Source organism: Pseudomonas sp. UYEF17 (genome assembly GCF_040546125.1).
Classification (GTDB): domain Bacteria; phylum Pseudomonadota; class Gammaproteobacteria; order Pseudomonadales; family Pseudomonadaceae; genus Aquipseudomonas; species Aquipseudomonas putida_Z.
In genome coordinates this window covers 168,359-186,883 of record NZ_JBEPNE010000001.1, presented here as the reverse complement: position 1 = coordinate 186,883, position 18,525 = coordinate 168,359, and the positions used below count along the sequence as shown (strand labels likewise).

Below are 18,525 nucleotides of genomic sequence, written 5' to 3'. Positions count from 1 at the left end.
GGCCCGTGTGGTGAATTACTACCTTGGTACCGGCCGAGCGCTACTTTCTGCATATTTCCCCCTCCCGGCGGGCTTCCTATGCTGGCGCCATCTGCCGTGGAGTTGCCTTATGCGCCAGCCTGCCCACCTTGCCCTGACCTGCCTGCTGGCCCTGGCCGTGACGCTTTCTGCGAGCCCGGCGCCCGCTGCGCAAGCCCCGGGCGGGGAACCGTTGCAGGTGCGCATCGGCTACCTCGGCTATCGCCCCGATCCCGGCCCGCTGCTGTCCAACATCCTGCCCGAGCCCACAGATGCCGGGCTGCAGGGCGCCGAACTGGCGATTGTCGACAGCAACAGCAGCGGGCGTTTTCTCAAGCAGGAATTCCACCTGGCCAATGCCAGCGTCGACAGCCCCGAAGCCCTGCTGCAAGCCGCCAAGGCCCAGCATGACCAAGGCCTGCGGCTGTTCGTGGTAAATGCCCCCGCCGCCAGCCTGCGCGCGCTGTCTGCCGCCCTGCCCGACAGCCTGCTGTTCAACGCCGGCAGCCCGGACGACAGCCTGCGCAGCAGCCAGTGCCTGGGCAATGTGCTGCACAGCCTGCCCAGCCGCGCCATGCTGGCCGATGCCCTGGCGCAGTTCCTGGTAATGCGCAAATGGCAACGGGCGCTGTTGGTCGTCGGCCAGACCGACGATGACCGGGCCTATGCGGCGGCCCTGCGCCGGTCCATGAAGCGCTTCGGCATGCAGCTGGTCGCGGAGAAAGCCTGGACATTCGACAACGACCAGCGCCGCAGCGCCCAGGCCGACATGCCGCTGTTCACCCAAACCGCCGAGTACGACGTGGTGCTGGTGGCCGACGAGCGCGGCGACTTCGGCGAGTACCTGCCCTACCAGACCTGGTACCCGCGCCCGGTGGCCGGCACCCAGGGCCTGACCCCCACCGGCTGGCACAAGACCGTGGAAACCTTCGGCGCGGCGCAGTTGCAAAAGCGCTTCGAAGCCCAGGCCGGGCGCTGGATGAACGACCGCGACTTCGCCGCCTGGATGGCCGTGCGCAGCGTCGCCAGCGCAGTGAGCAAACTGCGCCAGGCCGAGCCCCGCGCCCTGCAGCAACTGCTGCTCAGCGAGCAGTTGCCGCTGGACGGTTTCAAGGGCCGCAAGCTCAGCTACCGCCCGTGGAACGGCGAGCTGCGCCAGCCAATCCCGCTGGTGCAGCCGCGGGCCCTGGTCAGCACCTCGCCGCAGGAGGGCTTCCTGCACCCGTTCAACGAAATGGACAGCCTGGGCTACGACAAGCCCGAAGTGACCTGCGGCTACCCCTGACCCGATAACCACAACAAAAAGGATTTCGCCATGCGTCGCTCCCCGTTTCACCGGGCACTGCTTTACCCCAGCCTGCTGTCGGGCGCCCTGGCGCTTGCCGGCGGGCATGCCGTGGCCGCCACCGCCTGGGTGTCGAACGAGAAGGACAACAGCCTCAGCCTGATCGACATGCACACCCTGCAAGTCACCGAGACCCTGCCGGTGGGCCAGCGCCCGCGCGGCCTGCTGCTGTCCCACGACAACACGCTGCTGTACATCTGCGCCAGCGATTCGGACCGGGTGCAGGTGATGGACGTGGCCACCCGCAAGATCATCAAGGAGCTGCCCTCCGGCAAGGACCCCGAGCAGTTCGCCCTGCACCCCAACGACCGCTGGTTGTACGTGTCCAACGAGGACGACGCGCTGGTGACAGTGATCGACACCCAGACCGACAAGGTGCTCGGGCAGATCGACGTCGGCATCGAGCCCGAAGGCATGGCGGTGAGCCCGGATGGCAAGTGGGCGGTCAACACCAGCGAAACCACCAACATGCTGCACTGGATCGACACCAGCACCCAGACCCTGGCGGACAGCACCCCGGTGGACCAGCGACCGCGCTTCGTCGAGTTCAGCCAGGACGGCTCGCGGCTGTGGGCCTCGGCAGAAATCGGCGGCACGGTGACCATCCTCGACGTGGCCAGCCGCCAGGTGCTGAAAACCCTCAACTTCCAGATCAAGGGCGTGCACCCGGACAAGGTCCAGCCGGTAGGCATCAAGCTCAGCGCCGATGGCAAGTACGCGTTCGTCGCCCTGGGCCCGGCCAACCATGTGGCGGTGGTCGATGCCAAGACCTACGAAGTACTCGACTACCTGCTGGTGGGTCGGCGGGTCTGGCAACTGGCGTTCACCCCGGACCAGAGCCAGTTGCTGGCCACCAACGGGGTCAGCGGCGACGTTTCGGTGATCGATGCAAAAAACCTCAAGGTGCTCAAGTCGGTGAAGGTCGGCCGCTACCCCTGGGGCGTGGTGGTGACGCCATGAATACCCTCGAAGTCAGTGACGTGAGCTTTGCCTACGGCCAGCGCGAGGCGCTCAGGCAGGTTGGCTTCAGCCTGGCGCCCGGGCGTTTCGCCGCCTTGCTGGGCCCCAACGGCGCCGGCAAGTCGACCTTGATCGCCCTGCTCACCCGGTTGTACGACCTGCAGCATGGCGACATCCGCGTGTGCGGCTGCTCGCTGCGCAACGCCACACGCCCGGCCTTGCGCCAGCTGGGCGTGGTGTTCCAGCAAAGCACCCTGGACCTTGACCTGAGCGTGGAGCAGAACCTGCGTTACCACGCCTCGCTGCATGGCCTGTCGCGGCGCCAGGGCAATATTCGGGTCGATGCCGAACTGGCCCGCCAGGGCCTCGATGAACGGCGGCGTGAGCCGGTCCGGGCGCTGAACATCGGCCACCGGCGCCGGGTGGAAATTGCCCGCGCGCTGCTGCATGAACCGCGCTTGCTGTTGCTCGACGAGGCCAGCGTCGGCCTTGACCCGGCCAGCCGCCTGGCGCTCAACCAGCACCTGCGGCTGCTGTGCCGCGAGCAGTGCCTCAGTGTGCTGTGGACCACCCATTTGCTGGACGAAGTGCAGCCCAGCGATGACCTGCTGATCCTGCATCAAGGGCGCCTGGTGGCCAGCGGCACGGCCGACGCCCTGAGCCTGGAGCACGGCGGTGACCTCGACCATGCCTTTGCCTGCCTGACCAGCGCCCCCACAGGAGCCAATGCCCGATGAACGCTTACTGGCAGTGCTTCAACGGCATTCTCCTGCGCGAATGCCTGCGTTTCGTCCTGCAACGCACCCGTTTTCTCAGCGCCCTGGTGCGCCCGCTGCTGTGGCTGCTGGTGTTCGCCGCCGGCTTTCGCGCGGCCCTGGGCATTGCGATCATCGAGCCCTACGACACCTACATCCCCTACGAGGTGTACATCATCCCGGGCCTTGCCTGCATGATCCTGCTGTTCAACGGCATGCAGGGCTCGCTGTCGATGGTCTATGACCGGGAGATGGGCAGCATGCGCGTGTTGCTGACCAGCCCGTTGCCGCGGCCCTTCCTGCTCGGCAGCAAGCTGCTGGCAACCTCGTTGATCTCCCTGCTGCAGGTGTACGCCTTTCTTGCCATTGCCTGGTTGTATGGCGTGCAGCCACCGGCTGCGGGCTTGTTGCTGGCGCTGCCGGCGTTATTGCTGGTGGCGCTGATGCTCAGCGCCCTGGGGCTGTTGCTGTCGAATGCGATTCGCCAGCTGGAGAACTTTGCCGGGGTGATGAACTTCGTGATATTCCCGCTGTTCTTCCTTTCCTCGGCGCTGTACCCGTTGTGGAAGATGCGCGAGGCCAGCCAGTGGCTGTACTGGCTGTGTGCAGTGAACCCGTTCACCCATGCCGTGGAGCTGGTGCGCTTTGCCTTGTATGAGCGCTTCAACCCGCTGGCGCTGGCGGTATGCCTGGGTCTGACCGTGCTGTTCACCCTGCTGGCGATCCTTACCTTCAACCCCCAGCATGCGGCGCTGCGCAAGCCGCGCTGATTGGCAGCTGTCTCCCTCCGGACCCTTCGCCGAACCCGTTGAAGGAACGCGGTCCGTGTGGGAGCGGGTTTACCCGCGAAGAAGACGACGCGGTGCATGGCACCGGCTTCGCCGGTGTTCGCGGGTAAACCCGCTCCCACAGGGATCGCGCATGCATTCAGATATTGGGCAGGATCAGGCCAGAGGCGCCCGGCTTTCTACTACTTTGGTACTGCCTTTGCTGTCTGATCGTCGCATTCACAATGCACCGCCACTGGCATGTAATGGGCCTATAACAAAAAGGACAAACCCCATGCCACGTGCCCTGCCCCGGCTGCCACGCCCATTGCTGGCGGCGCTTTCCCTGAGCCTGACGCTGGGCATCGCCCAGGCCGACACCACGCCGCTATTCTCCGCCGACGGCTATCGCACCACCCTCTACCGCAGCCCGACCCCACAACAGGTCGAGGGCGGCCAGGTCATCGACACCGCCACCTTGCAAGCCCTGCTACGGCACACCCCAAGGCCGGTACTGATCGACGTCTACCGCCGCCAATGGTTGCAAGGCCGCTTCATCGAAGATGAACCCCACGCCAACATCCCCGGCAGCCGCTGGCTGGCCAACACCGGCGACGGTGAGCTGAGCCCGGCGTGGCACGATTACTTCGTGCGCAACCTGCAACAAGCCACCGCGGGGCGCACGGAGCAACCGCTGGTCTTTTACTGCCGCTCCGATTGCTGGTTAAGCTGGAACGCGGTAAAACGCGCGAAAGCCCTGGGCTATAAGAATCTGTATTGGTACCGCGACGGCCTGGACGCCTGGCAGCAGGCCAACCTGCCGCTGCAGCCGGCGCAGCCAGAACCCTTCCCCTGAATTCATCGCCTGCGAACGCGTGCCCGCTCCATCCAATAAAAACGAGGTGAAAAGGCCATGTACAAAATTCTGATTGCCGACGATCACCCCCTGTTTCGCGAAGCCATCCACAACGTTATCAGCGATGGCTTCCAGGGCAGCGAAGTCATGGAAACTGCCGACCTGGACAGCGCCCTGGCGCTGACCCACGAGCACGACGACCTCGACCTTATCCTGCTCGACCTGAACATGCCCGGCATGCATGGCCTCAATGGCCTGATCACCCTGCGCAACGAGGCACCGACCACGCCGGTGGTGATCGTCTCGGCCGAGCAGGAAAAGCAGATCGTGCTGCAGGCCATCACTTATGGTGCGGTGGGTTTCATCACCAAGTCCTCGCCCCGCTCACAGATGATCGAGGCGATCGAGCAGATCCTCAATGGCAACGTCTACCTGCCGCCCGACATCATCCGTGCCCAGAAAAGCAGCACCAGCCGGCGCCTGAACGATGCCCCGAGCTTCCCGCCGGAGATGCTCCAGGCCCTGACCCGCAAGCAGCTGCTGGTGCTCGAGCGCATGACCAAGGGCGAGTCGAACAAGCAGATCGCCTACACCCTGGATATCGCCGAGACCACGGTCAAGGCCCATGTTTCGGCGATCCTGCGCAAACTCAACGTGCACAACCGGGTGCAGGCCATCCTCAGTGCCGGTGATATCGATTTTGGTGATTACCTGCGGCGTTGACCTGGTCCCTGCTCCATTGCCCAGGCTACCTCATTGCCCTGTAGGAGCAGCCTTGTGCTGCGAAGAGGCCGGCAAGGCAATAATCTTCTCTAGCAGTAATGGACTCTTCGCAGCGCAAGGCTGCTCCTACACGTACTGAGCAGCCTTTGGGTCCGATTGTCTGGCATCACGGCTAGGCCTGGCTGCCCAGCAAATGGCTCATCGCCGCCTTCAGCTTCATCGGCCGCACCGGCTTGTGCATCAGGGTGTGGCCCAGCTCGCGGATCTGTTGCTTGAGCTCGTTGCTGTAGTTGGCGGTGATCATCATCGCCGGCAAGGGCTGGGCACGGCGGGCATTGATCCGCGCCACGGCGTCGACGCCATTGCAGTCGTTGTCCAGGTGGTAGTCGGCGATCAGCAGGTCGGCCTCGGCATGGTAGTTGTCCACCTGGCGCGCCAGGTCCTCCTCCGACAGCGCGGTGACCACCCGGCAACCCCACCCCTCCAGCAGGGTGCGCATGCCGGCGCAAATCGCCGCATCGTTATCCAGCACCCACACCCGCGCCCCGCGCAGGCGCTCGAGCATCGGTTCGCTGATCGCCAGGCTCGGCTGGGCCTTGGGCGCGGTGGCGCTCAGCGGCACTTCGACCGCGAATACCGAGCCTTTGCCAAGCCATGACCGCACCCGAATCCGGTGGCCGAGGATGCCGGCGATCTTTTCCACGATCGCCAGGCCCAGGCCCAAGCCACGGTCCTGGTCCGGGCGCTGCACATCGCCGCGCCTGAACTCCTGGAACATTTCTTCCAGGTGCTCTTCGGCGATACCGATCCCGCTGTCCCATACCTCGATCCGCAAGCCGCCACGCTGGCGCCGGCAGCCCAGCACCACGCGGCCGCTGCGGGTGTAGCGAATGGCGTTGCTGAGCAGGTTGCGCAGAATCCGCGCCAGCAGCTGGATATCACTGCGCACCACGGCGGAACAGCCCACGAAATGCAGCTCAAGCCCTTCGCTGCGCGCCACCTGGGCGTATTCGGCAGCGAGGTTGTCCATCAGTTCGCGCAGGGCGAACGGGGCGACATCGGCCTTGATCACGCCGGCATCGAGCTTGGAAATGTCCACCAGGGTACCTAGCAGGTTCTCCACATCCTCCAGCGAGTTGCTGACATTACGCACCAGGTGAGCACTGTTGTGCGGCTCGCGGTGCTCGAGCAAGGCGCTGGTGAACAGCCGCGCCGCGTTCAGTGGCTGCAGCAGGTCATGGCTGACGGCGGCAAGGAACTTGGTTTTCGACAGGTTGGCCTGCTCGGCCTCGCGCTTGGCCTCGCGCAGGCGCGATTCCACCCGGCTGCGCTCCTCGATTTCGCGCAGCAGCTGTTCGTTCAGGCTGGTCAGCTCGGCAGTGCGCTCGCGTACCCGTTGCTCCAGGTGCTGATACGCCTGGTGCAGCGCCTGTGCGGTATTGCGCCGCTCGGTGATGTCGCGGATCAACACGAAGATGCCCACCACTTCGCCATTGGCCAGGCGGTTCGGCACGTAGGAGCGCAGCATGTAGCGTTCCTGGCCGTTGATGTTGGTTTCGGCAAACTCGAAGGTTACGCTCTCCCCTGCCAGCGCCCGCGCCACGTAGGCCTCCAGGCGCTGGTAATGCTGCTCGCTGTGGGCCTCGCGCAGGCTCTGGCCCAGCATCACACCGCGAGGCCAGCAGTACCATTCTTCATAGACCTTGTTGGTGAACTCGTAGACCAGGTCGGCATTCAGGTAGGCGATCAGCGCCGGCACATGGTCGGTGATCAGGCGAATCTGGTGCTGGTGTGCCGTCTCGGCCCGCTGCCGGGCCTCGCTGAGCAGGTGGTTGACGGCCTTGAGCTCGGCCATGGCCTGGTTCAGCGCTTCGGTGCGTTCGCGCACCTGTTCGGCCAGCACCACCGAATGCTGGAACGCGGCATAAGGGTCGTTGCCACGCGTGACGCCAGACTCGATACGCTCGATCAGTGCGCCGTTGATACGCTGCAGCTTGTGGTTCTGGTGCTGCAGCCGGGCGACCTCGGCCTGCAGTTCAGCGACCGACAGGAGGCCGGTTGCGGGCAATGGCGACCCCGGTGAAGGTCTGGTTGATGTGCATGCCATTGAACTGTTCTCCGTAGGTGTTGAAGCCGATCACCCGCTGCTCGCGCAGGAACGCGCCGATCGGCTCCAGGCCGTGCCGGGCTTCCAGCTCCAGCCGCCGCAGGAAGCAATCGCAACCGATGGTCAGCAGCAGCGGGCCGAGCCGCTGCTGCAAGCCGTCGAACAACTGGTGCAGGTTCGGCAACAGCGGGCCCGGGGTCATGGCGGTGAGCACGATGCCGTTCTCCACCGCGCAGTAGAAACTCAGGCTCAGGTCCGGGTGCACTTGCTGGATCGCCCGCACGTAATACTGGTCATGGATGCGCACGGCCAGCGGATGGGCGGCGAACACTCGATGATCGAGCTCGGCCACCGGCACGCCGATGTGCCGGGCGTATTCCTCGGCAGCAGGCTCGGCATTCAGTTCGAAGACCCGGCGCTGGGCACTGTCGGCACCGGTGACCACCAGCTTTTCCTGGCGCGGCAGGATGTGGTGGGTGGTGAACACTTCGAAGTCGAGCCAGGTATTGACCAGCACCACCACCGCCGCGCCGTGGTGGAATGCGCCGCCGAAATACACGTGGGTACGGGTCAGGTAGTTGTCATCGCCGGCCGAACCGCCGAAATGCGGGATATCGCCCAGGGCCGCACTGAGGGCGGCGAGCACCATTTCCTCGCGGCTGGACAGGCCGTCGAGCAGGGTCAGGGCAAAGCTGTGGCCCTTGATCGGCGCCAGGGTGTTGCTGCGGCAGGTGCCGACCAGGCGCTCGACCATCTGCTGGGCGTCGATCAGGCTGAAGCGCTCCATTTCATCGATCAGTTCGGTGGCGATGGAAAAGTGCCGATGATCGAACCCGACTGCCGTTATGCAGTTGCGGCCATAGCCCTGCGGGGTGATTTCCCCGGCGCTGGTGCAACCGACCAGGCGGATGCCGCCAAAACCCTGCTCCAGGGCTTCGCCCAAGGCCTGCAGGTCGTATTCGGCGGAGCAGAAGAACAGCACGAAGCCCAGGTGCGGGTGCAGCAACTGCGCCGCCAGCTCCTGGGCTGCCTGCCGGGCGTCGGTTGCCTGGGACATGGCGCTGACCACACCGTCGTTGTGAGCCTGCTGCATCGTGGTCTCCGGCGCGGGGTGGCTGAGTGATGAGTGTACGAAGGCGATCATCGACGACGAATGCTACTTGGGTAGCGGGTGGGCGGTTCCATGGACGTAATATCACCGGCATGCGCGAGACCTTGTAGGAGCGGCCTTGTGTCGCGAAAGGGCTGCAAAGCAGCCCCAGCAATTTGTGCATCGCTGCTGAAATCCTGGGGCCGCTTTGCGGCCCTTTCGCGACACAAGGCCGCTCCTACAATTGACCGTGTTGCCCGGTCTGGCAAGGCTTACCAGGTGAGCACCGCCCCCACCGCAAAGGTATCGGTGTCTTCGTTCTGGTCACTGGTTTCATGGCCGTCGATGGAAAACTGGTTGTACTCGGCAACCAGCTTGAGGTTGTCGTTGACGTCATGGAACAGCGCCACGCCACGGGTCTCGTAATCCGCACCACTGCCCACCGCGCCGTTGCCATCGTCCTTGGTCTTGCCATAGGACAGCGCCACCCGGTTCTTGCCGACCTTGTAGGAGCCCTGCAGCAGGTAGCCATCGCTGTCGACATTGCGCAAGGTCGGTTCGCCAGCGTTGTTGGTGAAGAACGGGTTGATGCCCTTGGCCTGGAACCCCGAGCCGGTCAGCGACAGCCCCCCCATCTTCGCCTGCACACCATAGCCCAAACCTTTGGAGGTGACCGACTGCACCGCCGGGTCGGTGTTGTCGGAGGTCTGGTAGCTGCCGTTGACCCAGCTGTAGATCTGCGCCCCACCCAGGTCGAACTGGTAGGTGATCTCGCTTTCGGTACGCGGGTTTTCCTGGTAGGCCTTGCCGGTCGGGCTGCTGTCGTTGGTGTCCACCGGGTCCATGATGCCCACCGCCACCCGCAGGCCGTCCATCACTGGGGTGCGATAGGTGATCTGCGAGGTGGGGAACGGGTACGGGTAGCCGCTACCGATGTTGCCGAACGATACCCCGCCGCCGTCCACCAGCCCCAGGGTGTCACTGACCTGGCCATAACCGGCCAGCAGTTCGTCGAGCAGGATATTGGAACGGGCGAACAGCCCGAAGTCCTTGCCGATCAGCACCTCACCCCACTCGGGGTTGGCCACGGTGCCGTAGAACTGGCGCACGTCGATGGCGGTATCGGTACCGTTGGTTTCGCTGTCGTTGATGGTCACCCAGAACGAGGCACGCGCGCCGAGCTTCAGGTCATCCACCTGCTTGCCCATGTTGAAGCCCAGGTAGTTGGGCAGAAAGCCCATCTTCACCCGTGACTGGCGGCGATCGAACTGCTCGCCCTGCCGGTCGACATCGCTGTTGACGTAGAAGGCGTTGATATAGCCGTCGGTGGAAAACGTCGTCTGGTCCTTGTCGTACAGCATGATCTCGGCCTGGGCGAGGCTGCTCAGGCAAAGGGTCGACAGGCTGACGGTAACAGCCGCCAGCAAGCGTGGGGACAGATTCTTATTGTTGTACATGGCGCGCTCCGAAACGGGGACGGGATGTCGGAGGCGATTATCAGAAGCTGGCAAACAGCCAGAAACGCTGCCTTGGAGGGGGCTGCCAGATGCTTTGGGCCTGCGCGCGCGGCGTGATGATTCCGGCCCAGGACCGGGTTACGCCCAGAGGCAAGACTTCTGGCGTAACCCACAGGAGCAGGCGAGGATCAGTACGGCAGACTACGGCGGGCCCCTGTCAAAGGTCCAGGGCACCACTGAGCAAGGCGTTCAGCATGGGTGCGACGTCAGCGCGCTGCTCGTCCAGCAGACACAGCGGGAGGCCTTGCCAGGCTGGTTGTAAATCGGCCAATCCCTCGCCAATCAAGGCCAGCGGACAAACGATTGCCATTTGCAGCGAACGCAGCCGCCTGGCCAAGGCAGGGTCCACCGGCACCTGGACCTTGATCACCACTGCTGCGGGCTGCATTGCTGCACACAGCATGGGTATTTCTTCCAGCGGCTGCCCGCAACCGAGCACTTCGATGCGTTGCTGCTCGCTGCTCAACAGCAGCCCGGTGCACAACACCTGCAGTTCGGCTTGCCCCTCGGTGCCTGCCAGCAGCACGCGCGGTGCATCGGCCTGGTTCATCTGCAGGCGCATCAGCAGGCGGGCGCGCAGGAACATGTCCAGAAACAGCCATTGGCTACGCTGGCCCGGCGCAATGCCTGAGGCCAGGCCATGCCAGACTGGCATCAGCACCTCACGCAGCACGGTGGCCTTGGGCAGGACGGTGAACAACTGCCCATGGATGCTTTCCAGCGCTTGTGTATCGAATGCCTTGGTTGCACGCTCCACGGCAGCGCGCCAGTCGTCGAACGCCGAGTGCTGCTGCACCGGCGCATCTGGCTGACCTGCGAGGATGTCGCCTACCTTGCTGATGGGCACGCCATTGCCGGTCCAGTGCAAGATGTCGCGTATGCGCTGGACATCCCGGACCGTGTACAGGCGATGGCCGCCCTCGGTGCGCTGCGGGCTTATCAACCCATGGCGCCGCTCCCAGGCCCGCAAGGTCACCGGATTGATGCCGGTCAGGCTGACCACATCGCGCATGGGTAACAAATCGGCTGGGGTGGCGTCAGTCATGATGAGGGTTTATCTGGGGGGTGGCACATTCTAAACCCATATGCACCTTCTGCGGCGAGCCTCGTTGGTTCATCATGCAACAAACGGCGCCGAGGCCTTCTGCACGCAGGCCAGGCTGCGCACTTCGCATACAAATGCCTGTAGGTGGGCCCCATGATCAACGCGAAACTCCTGCAACTGATGGTCGAGCATTCCAACGATGGCATCGTCGTCGCAGAGCAAGAAGGCGACGACAGCATCCTCATCTACGTCAACCCCGCCTTCGAGCGCCTGACCGGCTATCGCGCCGAGGAAATCCTGTATCAGGACTGCCGTTTTCTGCAGGGCGAAGATCATGACCAGGCGGGCCTCGACAGCATCCGCGAGGCAATCCGTGGAGGCCTCCCATGCTGCCAGGTGCTGCGCAATTACCGCAAGGACGGGAGCCTGTTCTGGAACGAGTTGTCCATCACGCCCGTGCACAACGAAGCGGACCAGTTGACGTACTACATCGGCATCCAGCGCGACGTTACAGCGCAGGTTTTCGCCGAGGAAAAGCTACGCGAGCTGGAGGCCGAGGTAGCTGAATTGCGCCGGCAACTGGGCCAGGCGGAGCGCTGACCAAAACCTATACAAGGTCGTTGACTTGTATAGATTTACGCTTAGACTTCAGCTATACCTGTACAGCAAGCCATTTCTGTACAGGATTCCTGGAGCCCAGCATGTCAGCGTATCTGCAGCAATTCGCCGAGCATTTCACCCGCCTCGACGGGGGCAACCTCGGCACCCTTGAAAAGCTGTACAGCGACGATGTCACCTTTCGCGATCCGTTGCATCAGATCCAGGGGCTGACGGCTCTGCGGGCCTATTTCGCGCAGTTGTACGCCAACGCTCACGATATCCGCTATGCCTTTTCCAGCGCCGACGAAGTGACGCCCGGGCAAGGTTACCTGCGCTGGACCCTGCAGTTCCGCCATCCACGCCTGGCCGGTGGTGAGCAGATCACCTTGCAGGGATGCAGTTACCTGCAATGGCATGACCGGGTCCATTTTCACCAGGACTATTTCGACGCAGCAGCCCTGCTCTACGAACATGTTCCGGTCATGGGCGGTGCGATTCGATGGCTCAAAGGCCGGATGGCATGAGCCGCTGCTGGCTGACAGGCGCAAGCAGCGGTATCGGTGCCGCACTTGCACAATGCCTGCTGGAGCAAGGCCACCAGGTTGCCTTGGGCGGACGCAATGCGGATCGTCTCGCGCCGTTGGCTGAACACTTTCCCGGGCAGGTGCTGCTGGCCATCGGCGACCTCGACGACCCTGTACAGGTATCCGGGATCGCAACCCGTATCGAGCAGGCCTGGGGAGCGCTGGACCGGGTGATCCTCAATGCAGGCACCTGCGAGTACCTGGAACCGGGCCATTTCGACCCAGCCCTTGTCGAGCGCGTGGTCCGTACCAATTTCCTTGCCGTCAGCTACTGCCTGGCAGCAGCCCTGCCCTTGCTTCGCGCCGGTCAGCACCCTCACCTGGTAGTGATGGGCAGTTCGGTGACCTGGCTGGCCCTGCCCCGCGCCGGTGCCTATGGCGCGTCCAAGGCAGCCGTGCGCTATCTGGTGGAATCGCAGCGCATCGACCTGGCCCGCGAGGGCATCGCCGTCACCCTCGTCAGCCCTGGCTTTGTCGACACGCCATTGACCCGTCGCAACGATTTCCCCATGCCGCAGCTGTGGTCGGCGCAGCGCGCAGCCAGCCATATTGCCAAACGCCTTCCCGAACGCCCGCTGGAAATCAACTTCCCCCTGCTTTTCACCCTGGTATTGCGACTGCTCGGCGCACTGCCCGCACGCCTGCGCCTGGCGCTAGGGCAACACCTTGCCCGTCATGAACAGGAATGATGATCCATGCGTATAGCAATAATCGGCAGCGGCATCGCAGGGCTATCCTGCGCTCATCTGCTGTCACGCAGGCATGAGGTTACGGTTTTCGAAGCCGAGCAATGGATCGGGGGCCACACGCATACCCTCGATGTGATCTGGCAGGGTGAACGCCATGCAATAGATACCGGCTTCATCGTATTCAATGACTGGACCTATCCGCACTTCATCCGCTTGCTCGAGCACCTGAAAGTCGCCTCGCGGCCGACCGAAATGAGTTTCTCCGTGCATGATCCGGCCACCGGCCTGGAATACAACGGGCACGACCTGAACACCCTGTTTGCCCAACGCCGCAACCTGGTGTCCCCGGGGTTCTGGGGGATGCTAAGGGACATTCTGCGTTTCAACCGTCAGGCGCTCGCCGACCTGGATAACCAGCGTATCGATGCCAACGCTACCCTGGGCGCCTACCTCCAGATGCAGCGGTATGGGCAGCGTTTCATCGATCATTACATCGTACCGATGGGCTCGGCGATATGGTCGATGTCCCGCGCGGACATGCTCGGCTTCCCACTTGCGTTCTTTGTGCGGTTCTGTCGCAACCACGGCTTGTTGTCGGTCAACCAACGCCCACAGTGGCGCGTGATCGAAGGGGGCTCGCGCAGCTATGTCGGTCCGCTGTGCCGACCGTTTGCCGGGCGCATCCGCCTCGACTGCAAGGTTTACCGGGTCAGCCGCGACGAAGGTGGCGTCACCCTGATGAGCGCTGCCGGTACCGAACGTTACGACAATGTGGTGTTTGCCTGCCACAGCGACCAGGCCCTGGCGCTGCTGGAAGCGCCGAGCGTGCAGGAGCGGGAAGTGCTCGGCGCCATCGGCTATGCCAGCAACGATGTGGTGCTGCACACCGATACCCGTCTGCTACCCCGCCGCAAACGCGCCTGGGCCAGCTGGAACTACCGGCTCGGCGGGCCACAGCAGGCGCCTGCCGCGCTGACTTACAACATGAACATTCTGCAAGGCATCCAGGCACCGGCGACGTTCTGCGTGAGCCTCAACCAGACCGCGCTGGTGGATCCGGCGCAGATCATTGCCCGCTTCCAGTACGACCATCCGCAGTACAGCCTTGCGGCGTGCGCCGCGCAGGCGCGCCAGGAACAGCTGCAGGGCCAGCGCCACAGTTACTTCTGCGGCGCCTACTGGGGCAACGGCTTTCACGAAGATGGCGTGGTCAGTGCGTTGAAGGTGGCCGCGCATTTCGGAGAGCACTTGTGAACAGCAGCCTTTGCGTGGGCTGGGTCAGCCACCGGCGCCTGGCGCCGCGCCCCCACGCCTTCCGCTACAGGATCGGCATGTTCTACCTGGACCTGGACGAGCAAGCCTGGCTGACAGGCCTGTCACGCTGGCTGTGGCGCTGGCGCCTGGCGCCGCTCAGCTGGAACCAGGCAGATTACCTGCCAGCCCAGACCCGCCGGGGCGAGCCCCTGGCCCAGGCTGCACGCTTGCTGGTGCGCAGCGCGACGGGAGAGATGCCTGAGGGGCCGGTGCACCTGCTCACGCAATTGCGTTGCTGGGGGCTGTCGTTCAACCCGGTCAGTTTCTATTTCTGCCATGACCGCGACGGACGACTGACGGCAATCCTGCTGGAGGTGCGAAACACGCCATGGCGCGAACGCTTCCATTACGTGCTGCCGGTCAGCGAAAACCTTGCCAGGCCCTTCACTGTCACCAAGGCCTTTCATGTGTCGCCTTTCATGCCACTGCACATGGACTATCGCTTGCACTTTGCCCTGGACGCAGAGCATGTGCGCATCCACATGGAGAACTGGCAAGCCGATAGCAAGGTGTTCGAGGCCGACCTGGCCCTGCAGCGCCAGCCGCTGGATAAAGCCGCCGTGCACCGATACGTACTGGCCTTCCCCTGGATGAGCCTGCGCACCGTCGCGGCCATCTACTGGCAGGCACTGCGCCTGTTGTTCAAACGCACGCCCATCCATGACCACACGCCCAGCCAGAGTGACCTGGCGCTCGGCCATTCCTGCGAGGACCCTGATGATGTCGAACCCCACCCTGAGCGTTAGCAAGTTCGCCGGCCTCGGGCCGTTGTTCGGTGGCCTGGCACGAAACGCCGTGCTCGCCAGCCTGGGCAGGCTGCGCCATGGCCATTTGCGCCTGCTCAGCCACGGGCAGCAATGGAGCTTCGGTGACGCCGACAGCCCGCTGCAGGCCGAGGTCGAAATACTTGATGACATCACCTGGAGCCTGATAGCCGGTAATGGCTCGATCGGTGCTGGCGAAGCCTACATCCACGGCTATTGGCGAAGTCCCGACCTGGCGCTGGTGACTCGCCTGTTTGTCGCAAACCTGGAGGTACTTGACACCCTCGAGGGTGGCCTGGCCCGCTTCGGCCGCCCTGCCCTGCGGTTGCAGCACAAACTCAACCGCAACAGCAGGCGCGGTGCCCGCCGCAATATCCTGGCGCACTACGATCTGGGCAATGCCCTGTTCGAGCGGTTGCTGGACCCTACCATGATGTATTCGGCAGCCCGGTTCGAACACTCTGAACAGACGCTGGAACAAGCTCAGTTGCACAAGCTGGAGCGCATCTGCCAGAAGCTGGAACTGTGCCCTGCCGACCACCTGCTGGAGATCGGCTGCGGGTGGGGCAGCCTGGCAATCCACGCCGCCACCCGATATGGCTGCAAGGTCACCACCACCACGCTTTCCGAGGCGCAGTACAGCCATACCCTGACACGCGTTCAGGCCCTGGGGCTGGAGCAGCGCGTGAAAGTGCTTCGCGAAGACTACCGCGATCTTCAAGGCACCTTCGACAAACTGGTCTCGATCGAGATGATCGAGGCTGTCGGCCACCGTTACCTGCCGGTGTATTTCCGCCAGTGCGCCTCGCTACTCAAGCCCGACGGGCTGATGCTGTTGCAGGCGATCACCATACGCGACCAGCGCTATGAGCAGGCGCGGCGGTCGGTCGATTTCATCCAGCGCTACATCTTCCCCGGTGGCGCCCTGCCTTCGTTGAGCGTGATGCTGGAAACTGCCAGCCGGCACACCGCACTCAACCTCTTGCACATGGAAGATTTCGGTCAGGACTATGCCCGCACCCTGCGGCACTGGCGAGAAAACCTGCGCCAGGCACGCGCTGCGTTGACGGACCTGGGCTATGACGACATGTTCCAGCGCCTGTGGGAGTTCTACCTGTGTTACTGCCAAGGCGGTTTCGAGGAGCGCGCCATCGGTGTCGCGCATCTGCTCTGGGCCGCGCCCCAGGCACGGCGCGCGCCCTTGCCTGGCAGTGCCTGATGAGCCGTGGCTGGCTGCTCGCCAATGCCTTGTGGCTACAGGCTGGCTGGTGGCTATGCGTATTGGGGGCCGAAAAAACCTGCCTGTCGTTGCTTGTGGTTCCTGGCCTGGCCGTGCACCTGAGCCTGTGCCCGGACGTCCACGCAGAGGTCAAGGCGCTGTTGCGCGTAACGCCGGTGGGATGTGTGCTGGACAGCGTGCTGGGCGCGCTGGGCGTGTTCGGTTTCGACACTTGGCCACTGCCGCTGTGGCTTGCGCTGCTGTGGCTGGTGCTGGCCAGCGGCATGCGCCACAGCCTGGCATGGGCCGGCAGGCACTGGCGGCTCGGTGCGCTGGTGGGTGCAGTTGGCGGCCCTCTGGCCTATCTGAGCGGGGCGAGGTTGGCAAATGTCGACTTGCCCATGGGCACGCTGGAAACCGGCCTGTTACTGGTGCCGATATGGGCCGCTACCCTGCCCTTGCTCGCGCGCCTCGCGGTGCGGTGCTGACCTGCGACATCGTTCGGAGCAGTAGCGCACCTGCGCCCAGCAACGCGCCCAGCGCTTGCGCCAGTTGAACGGCCGCCCACACACCACGCAGATCTTGCTGGGCAAAAGACCCTTTTTCATATCGGCTGCGCCGCATCGAGTTGTGCCAGCAGTGACTGGCCACGCTGCCACACGGCATCGCGACGGTCAGCCGCCATGCCATCCAGGCTTCGATAGACCAGCGCCAGACGCGGGTTAGCCGAAAGTTCCGAGCGATGGCGAATCAGAAAATGCCAATACAACGCATTGAACGGGCAGCCATCCACCTCGGTCACGTGGTCAACCCTGTAACTGCACGCCTTGCAATGGTCGGACATGCGCTGGATATAACGACCACTGGCGCAGTAAGGCTTGGACCCCAGGTAGCCACCGTCGGCGTACATCACCATACCAAGCGTGTTGGGCAGCTCGACCCAGTCGAAGGCATCCATGTAGACCGCCAGGTACCACTCACAAATCGCGGCTGGGGCGATACCGGCCAGCAAGGCGAAGTTGCCGGTGACCATAAGCCGCTGGATATGGTGAGCGTAGCCCAGGCGAAGGGTCTGGCCGATGGCCTGCTCCATGCAGCGCATGCGGGTGCGCCCGGTCCAATAGAATTCTGGCAACGCTCGCTCGTTGCCCAGGTAGTTGAGCGCCGCATACTCCGGCATGCGCAGCCAGTAGATGCCGCGCACATACTCGCGCCAGCCGATCAACTGGCGGATGAAGCCCTCTGCTGCATTGAGCGGTACTCGCCCCTCGCGCCAGGCCTTGTCGACCTCCTCGCACAGGCAACGTACGTCCAGAAGCCCGATGTTCAGCGCCGCACTGATGCGCGCATGGAACAGGTACGGCTCGCCCTCGGCCATCGCATCCTGGTAGTCACCGAAAGCTGCCAGGCCGAACTCCAGAAAGTGTTGCCAGAGCTGCCTTGCCTCGGCATGGGTCACCGGGTAGTCGAAACCGTCGATGGCTCCGTAGTGGTCGCTGAAGCGTTGGCGTACCAGGGCTATTACCGCTGCCGTGATCTCGTCCTGCTCGAAATGCGCGGCGAAGGGGCCACGCAGCTGGCGGGGCAAGGCCTTGCGATTGTCGCCATCGAGATTCCAGGTTCCACCTGCCGGGCTGCCGTCAGGCTCCAGCAGCAGACCGGTACGCTTGCGCATGCCACGGTAGAAGTACTCCATGCGCAGTTGGCCGCGTTCCCGGGCCCAGCGCGCGAAGGCTTCGCGAGAACAGAGAAATCGCGTGTCGCGATGCCACACAAGCGGCAGTGCGGCATCGCGCAACGCCTGCTCCAGGCGCCACTCTCCGCACTCGGTCAGGTGAATATGCGTGGCTCCCAGGGCCTGCTGCCAGCGCCGCAACTCGCCAACGATGGTTCCGCTGTTGCCGTCATCATCAAGTTTCACATAATGCACCTGCCAACCGCGCTTGCGCAGTGCCAGTGCGAAGTGCCGCATGGCGCTGAAGATCAGGACGATCTTCAGCGGATGATGCGGCACGTACCTGGCCTCCCCTTCCACTTCCGCCATCAGCACAGCATCGCGGGCAGGATCGAGGGCGTTGAGGCTGGCCAGATCGAAGGACAGCTGGTCACCCAGTACCAGACCCAGGCGCATCTTCAGGCTCCCCCTGGCTGGTCAGCGTTACCGCTATGCAG

Annotated in this window: 19 protein-coding genes; 13 read left to right on the top strand and 6 right to left on the bottom strand. The window is 63.8% G+C overall.

The window, feature by feature from the left end; genetic code table 11:
• Positions 1-109: 109 nt before the first annotated feature.
• The 6 genes from ABIB24_RS00880 (at position 110) to ABIB24_RS00855 (ending at position 5,424) form a co-directional block, all read left to right on the top strand.
• A complete protein-coding gene (locus tag ABIB24_RS00880; protein ID WP_274078472.1) occupies positions 110-1,303 on the top strand; it encodes a lanthanide ABC transporter ABC transporter substrate-binding protein PedA1 in 1,194 nt (397 codons plus the stop codon).
• Positions 1,304-1,333: 30 nt separating this feature from the next.
• Complete coding sequence (locus ABIB24_RS00875) at positions 1,334-2,323, top strand: YVTN family beta-propeller repeat protein (protein ID WP_025339563.1); 990 nt, start codon at positions 1,334-1,336, stop codon at positions 2,321-2,323.
• Complete coding sequence (locus ABIB24_RS00870; protein ID WP_274078473.1) at positions 2,320-3,060, top strand: lanthanide ABC transporter ATP-binding protein PedB/LutE; 741 nt, start codon at positions 2,320-2,322, stop codon at positions 3,058-3,060. Before ABIB24_RS00875 ends, ABIB24_RS00870 begins: the two co-directional genes overlap by 4 nt.
• The gene (locus tag ABIB24_RS00865; protein ID WP_013972167.1) at positions 3,057-3,848 is read left to right on the top strand and encodes a lanthanide ABC transporter permease protein PedC; all 792 of its coding nucleotides are present in this window, start codon (positions 3,057-3,059) and stop codon (positions 3,846-3,848) included. The genes ABIB24_RS00870 and ABIB24_RS00865 overlap by 4 nt, the downstream gene beginning before the upstream one ends.
• A 292-nt stretch (positions 3,849-4,140) precedes the next feature.
• Positions 4,141-4,701, top strand: coding sequence for a PQQ-dependent catabolism-associated CXXCW motif protein (locus ABIB24_RS00860; RefSeq protein ID WP_274078474.1), 561 nt, complete (start codon positions 4,141-4,143; stop codon positions 4,699-4,701).
• A gap of 57 nt (positions 4,702-4,758) precedes the next feature.
• Positions 4,759-5,424 carry a response regulator transcription factor gene (locus tag ABIB24_RS00855; RefSeq protein ID WP_013972165.1) on the top strand — a complete coding sequence of 222 codons (666 nt, stop codon included), beginning with the start codon at positions 4,759-4,761 and terminating at the stop codon, positions 5,422-5,424.
• 172 nt (positions 5,425-5,596) lie between these two features.
• Here ABIB24_RS00855 and ABIB24_RS00850 read toward each other — a convergent pair whose 3' ends face one another.
• From ABIB24_RS00850 to ABIB24_RS00835, 4 genes are all read right to left on the bottom strand, one after another.
• On the bottom strand, positions 5,597-7,492 hold the full coding sequence (locus ABIB24_RS00850; protein ID WP_274078475.1) for a PAS domain-containing hybrid sensor histidine kinase/response regulator: 1,896 nt from the start codon (positions 7,490-7,492) through the stop codon (positions 5,597-5,599).
• Positions 7,461-8,624, bottom strand: a complete 1,164-nt coding sequence (gene nosP / locus ABIB24_RS00845; RefSeq protein WP_274078476.1) for a nitric oxide-sensing protein NosP — start codon at positions 8,622-8,624, stop codon at positions 7,461-7,463. Before nosP ends, ABIB24_RS00850 begins: the two co-directional genes overlap by 32 nt.
• A 269-nt stretch (positions 8,625-8,893) precedes the next feature.
• Positions 8,894-10,078: a porin gene (locus ABIB24_RS00840; RefSeq protein WP_274078477.1), complete on the bottom strand. Its 1,185-nt coding sequence runs from the start codon at positions 10,076-10,078 to the stop codon at positions 8,894-8,896.
• Between the two features lie 217 nt (positions 10,079-10,295).
• A complete protein-coding gene (locus ABIB24_RS00835; RefSeq protein WP_354315980.1) occupies positions 10,296-11,183 on the bottom strand; it encodes a MerR family transcriptional regulator in 888 nt (295 codons plus the stop codon).
• 153 nt (positions 11,184-11,336) lie between these two features.
• Here ABIB24_RS00835 and ABIB24_RS00830 point away from each other — a divergent pair, with 153 nt between their 5' ends.
• The 7 genes from ABIB24_RS00830 (at position 11,337) to ABIB24_RS00800 (ending at position 16,841) form a co-directional block, all read left to right on the top strand.
• Positions 11,337-11,783, top strand: a complete 447-nt coding sequence (locus ABIB24_RS00830) for a PAS domain S-box protein (protein WP_046613898.1) — start codon at positions 11,337-11,339, stop codon at positions 11,781-11,783.
• Positions 11,784-11,884: 101 nt separating this feature from the next.
• A complete protein-coding gene (locus ABIB24_RS00825; RefSeq protein WP_274078479.1) occupies positions 11,885-12,307 on the top strand; it encodes a nuclear transport factor 2 family protein in 423 nt (140 codons plus the stop codon).
• Complete coding sequence (locus tag ABIB24_RS00820) at positions 12,304-13,056, top strand: SDR family NAD(P)-dependent oxidoreductase (RefSeq protein WP_274078480.1); 753 nt, start codon at positions 12,304-12,306, stop codon at positions 13,054-13,056. Before ABIB24_RS00825 ends, ABIB24_RS00820 begins: the two co-directional genes overlap by 4 nt.
• A 6-nt stretch (positions 13,057-13,062) precedes the next feature.
• Positions 13,063-14,310: an NAD(P)/FAD-dependent oxidoreductase gene (locus ABIB24_RS00815; RefSeq protein ID WP_075045540.1), complete on the top strand. Its 1,248-nt coding sequence runs from the start codon at positions 13,063-13,065 to the stop codon at positions 14,308-14,310.
• Entirely contained in the window at positions 14,307-15,116 is an 810-nt protein-coding gene (locus ABIB24_RS00810) for a DUF1365 domain-containing protein (RefSeq protein WP_274078481.1), read from the top strand. Before ABIB24_RS00815 ends, ABIB24_RS00810 begins: the two co-directional genes overlap by 4 nt.
• The gene (locus ABIB24_RS00805; RefSeq protein ID WP_274078482.1) at positions 15,091-16,353 is read left to right on the top strand and encodes an SAM-dependent methyltransferase; all 1,263 of its coding nucleotides are present in this window, start codon (positions 15,091-15,093) and stop codon (positions 16,351-16,353) included. Before ABIB24_RS00810 ends, ABIB24_RS00805 begins: the two co-directional genes overlap by 26 nt.
• Positions 16,353-16,841 (top strand): DUF2878 domain-containing protein, encoded by a 489-nt coding sequence (locus tag ABIB24_RS00800; protein WP_137164269.1) that lies wholly within the window; start codon positions 16,353-16,355, stop codon positions 16,839-16,841. Before ABIB24_RS00805 ends, ABIB24_RS00800 begins: the two co-directional genes overlap by 1 nt.
• Here the strand turns inward: ABIB24_RS00800 and ABIB24_RS00795 are convergent.
• Positions 16,779-16,961, bottom strand: coding sequence for a DUF2256 domain-containing protein (locus tag ABIB24_RS00795; protein ID WP_085616094.1), 183 nt, complete (start codon positions 16,959-16,961; stop codon positions 16,779-16,781). The genes ABIB24_RS00800 and ABIB24_RS00795 overlap by 63 nt on opposite strands.
• Complete coding sequence (locus tag ABIB24_RS00790; RefSeq protein WP_137164270.1) at positions 16,958-18,484, bottom strand: cryptochrome/photolyase family protein; 1,527 nt, start codon at positions 18,482-18,484, stop codon at positions 16,958-16,960. The genes ABIB24_RS00795 and ABIB24_RS00790 overlap by 4 nt, the downstream gene beginning before the upstream one ends.
• Positions 18,485-18,525: the final 41 nt, after the last annotated feature.

Excerpts from the sequence above, each read along its gene's own strand:
- ABIB24_RS00815 (WP_075045540.1), top strand. The coding sequence starts at position 13,063 with ATGCGTATAGCAATAATCGGCAGCGGCATCGCAGGGCTATCCTGCGCT.
- ABIB24_RS00805 (WP_274078482.1), top strand. The coding sequence starts at position 15,091 with ATGTCGAACCCCACCCTGAGCGTTAGCAAGTTCGCCGGCCTCGGGCCG.
- ABIB24_RS00795 (WP_085616094.1), bottom strand. The coding sequence starts at position 16,961 with ATGAAAAAGGGTCTTTTGCCCAGCAAGATCTGCGTGGTGTGTGGGCGG.
- ABIB24_RS00820 (WP_274078480.1), top strand. The coding sequence starts at position 12,304 with ATGAGCCGCTGCTGGCTGACAGGCGCAAGCAGCGGTATCGGTGCCGCA.
- ABIB24_RS00865 (WP_013972167.1), top strand. The coding sequence starts at position 3,057 with ATGAACGCTTACTGGCAGTGCTTCAACGGCATTCTCCTGCGCGAATGC.
- ABIB24_RS00855 (WP_013972165.1), top strand. The coding sequence starts at position 4,759 with ATGTACAAAATTCTGATTGCCGACGATCACCCCCTGTTTCGCGAAGCC.
- ABIB24_RS00800 (WP_137164269.1), top strand. The coding sequence starts at position 16,353 with ATGAGCCGTGGCTGGCTGCTCGCCAATGCCTTGTGGCTACAGGCTGGC.
- ABIB24_RS00880 (WP_274078472.1), top strand. The coding sequence starts at position 110 with ATGCGCCAGCCTGCCCACCTTGCCCTGACCTGCCTGCTGGCCCTGGCC.
- ABIB24_RS00835 (WP_354315980.1), bottom strand. The coding sequence starts at position 11,183 with ATGACTGACGCCACCCCAGCCGATTTGTTACCCATGCGCGATGTGGTC.
- ABIB24_RS00840 (WP_274078477.1), bottom strand. The coding sequence starts at position 10,078 with ATGTACAACAATAAGAATCTGTCCCCACGCTTGCTGGCGGCTGTTACC.
- ABIB24_RS00875 (WP_025339563.1), top strand. The coding sequence starts at position 1,334 with ATGCGTCGCTCCCCGTTTCACCGGGCACTGCTTTACCCCAGCCTGCTG.
- ABIB24_RS00825 (WP_274078479.1), top strand. The coding sequence starts at position 11,885 with ATGTCAGCGTATCTGCAGCAATTCGCCGAGCATTTCACCCGCCTCGAC.
- ABIB24_RS00860 (WP_274078474.1), top strand. The coding sequence starts at position 4,141 with ATGCCACGTGCCCTGCCCCGGCTGCCACGCCCATTGCTGGCGGCGCTT.
- ABIB24_RS00830 (WP_046613898.1), top strand. The coding sequence starts at position 11,337 with ATGATCAACGCGAAACTCCTGCAACTGATGGTCGAGCATTCCAACGAT.
- ABIB24_RS00790 (WP_137164270.1), bottom strand. The coding sequence starts at position 18,484 with ATGCGCCTGGGTCTGGTACTGGGTGACCAGCTGTCCTTCGATCTGGCC.
- ABIB24_RS00870 (WP_274078473.1), top strand. The coding sequence starts at position 2,320 with ATGAATACCCTCGAAGTCAGTGACGTGAGCTTTGCCTACGGCCAGCGC.
- nosP (WP_274078476.1), bottom strand. The coding sequence starts at position 8,624 with ATGCAGCAGGCTCACAACGACGGTGTGGTCAGCGCCATGTCCCAGGCA.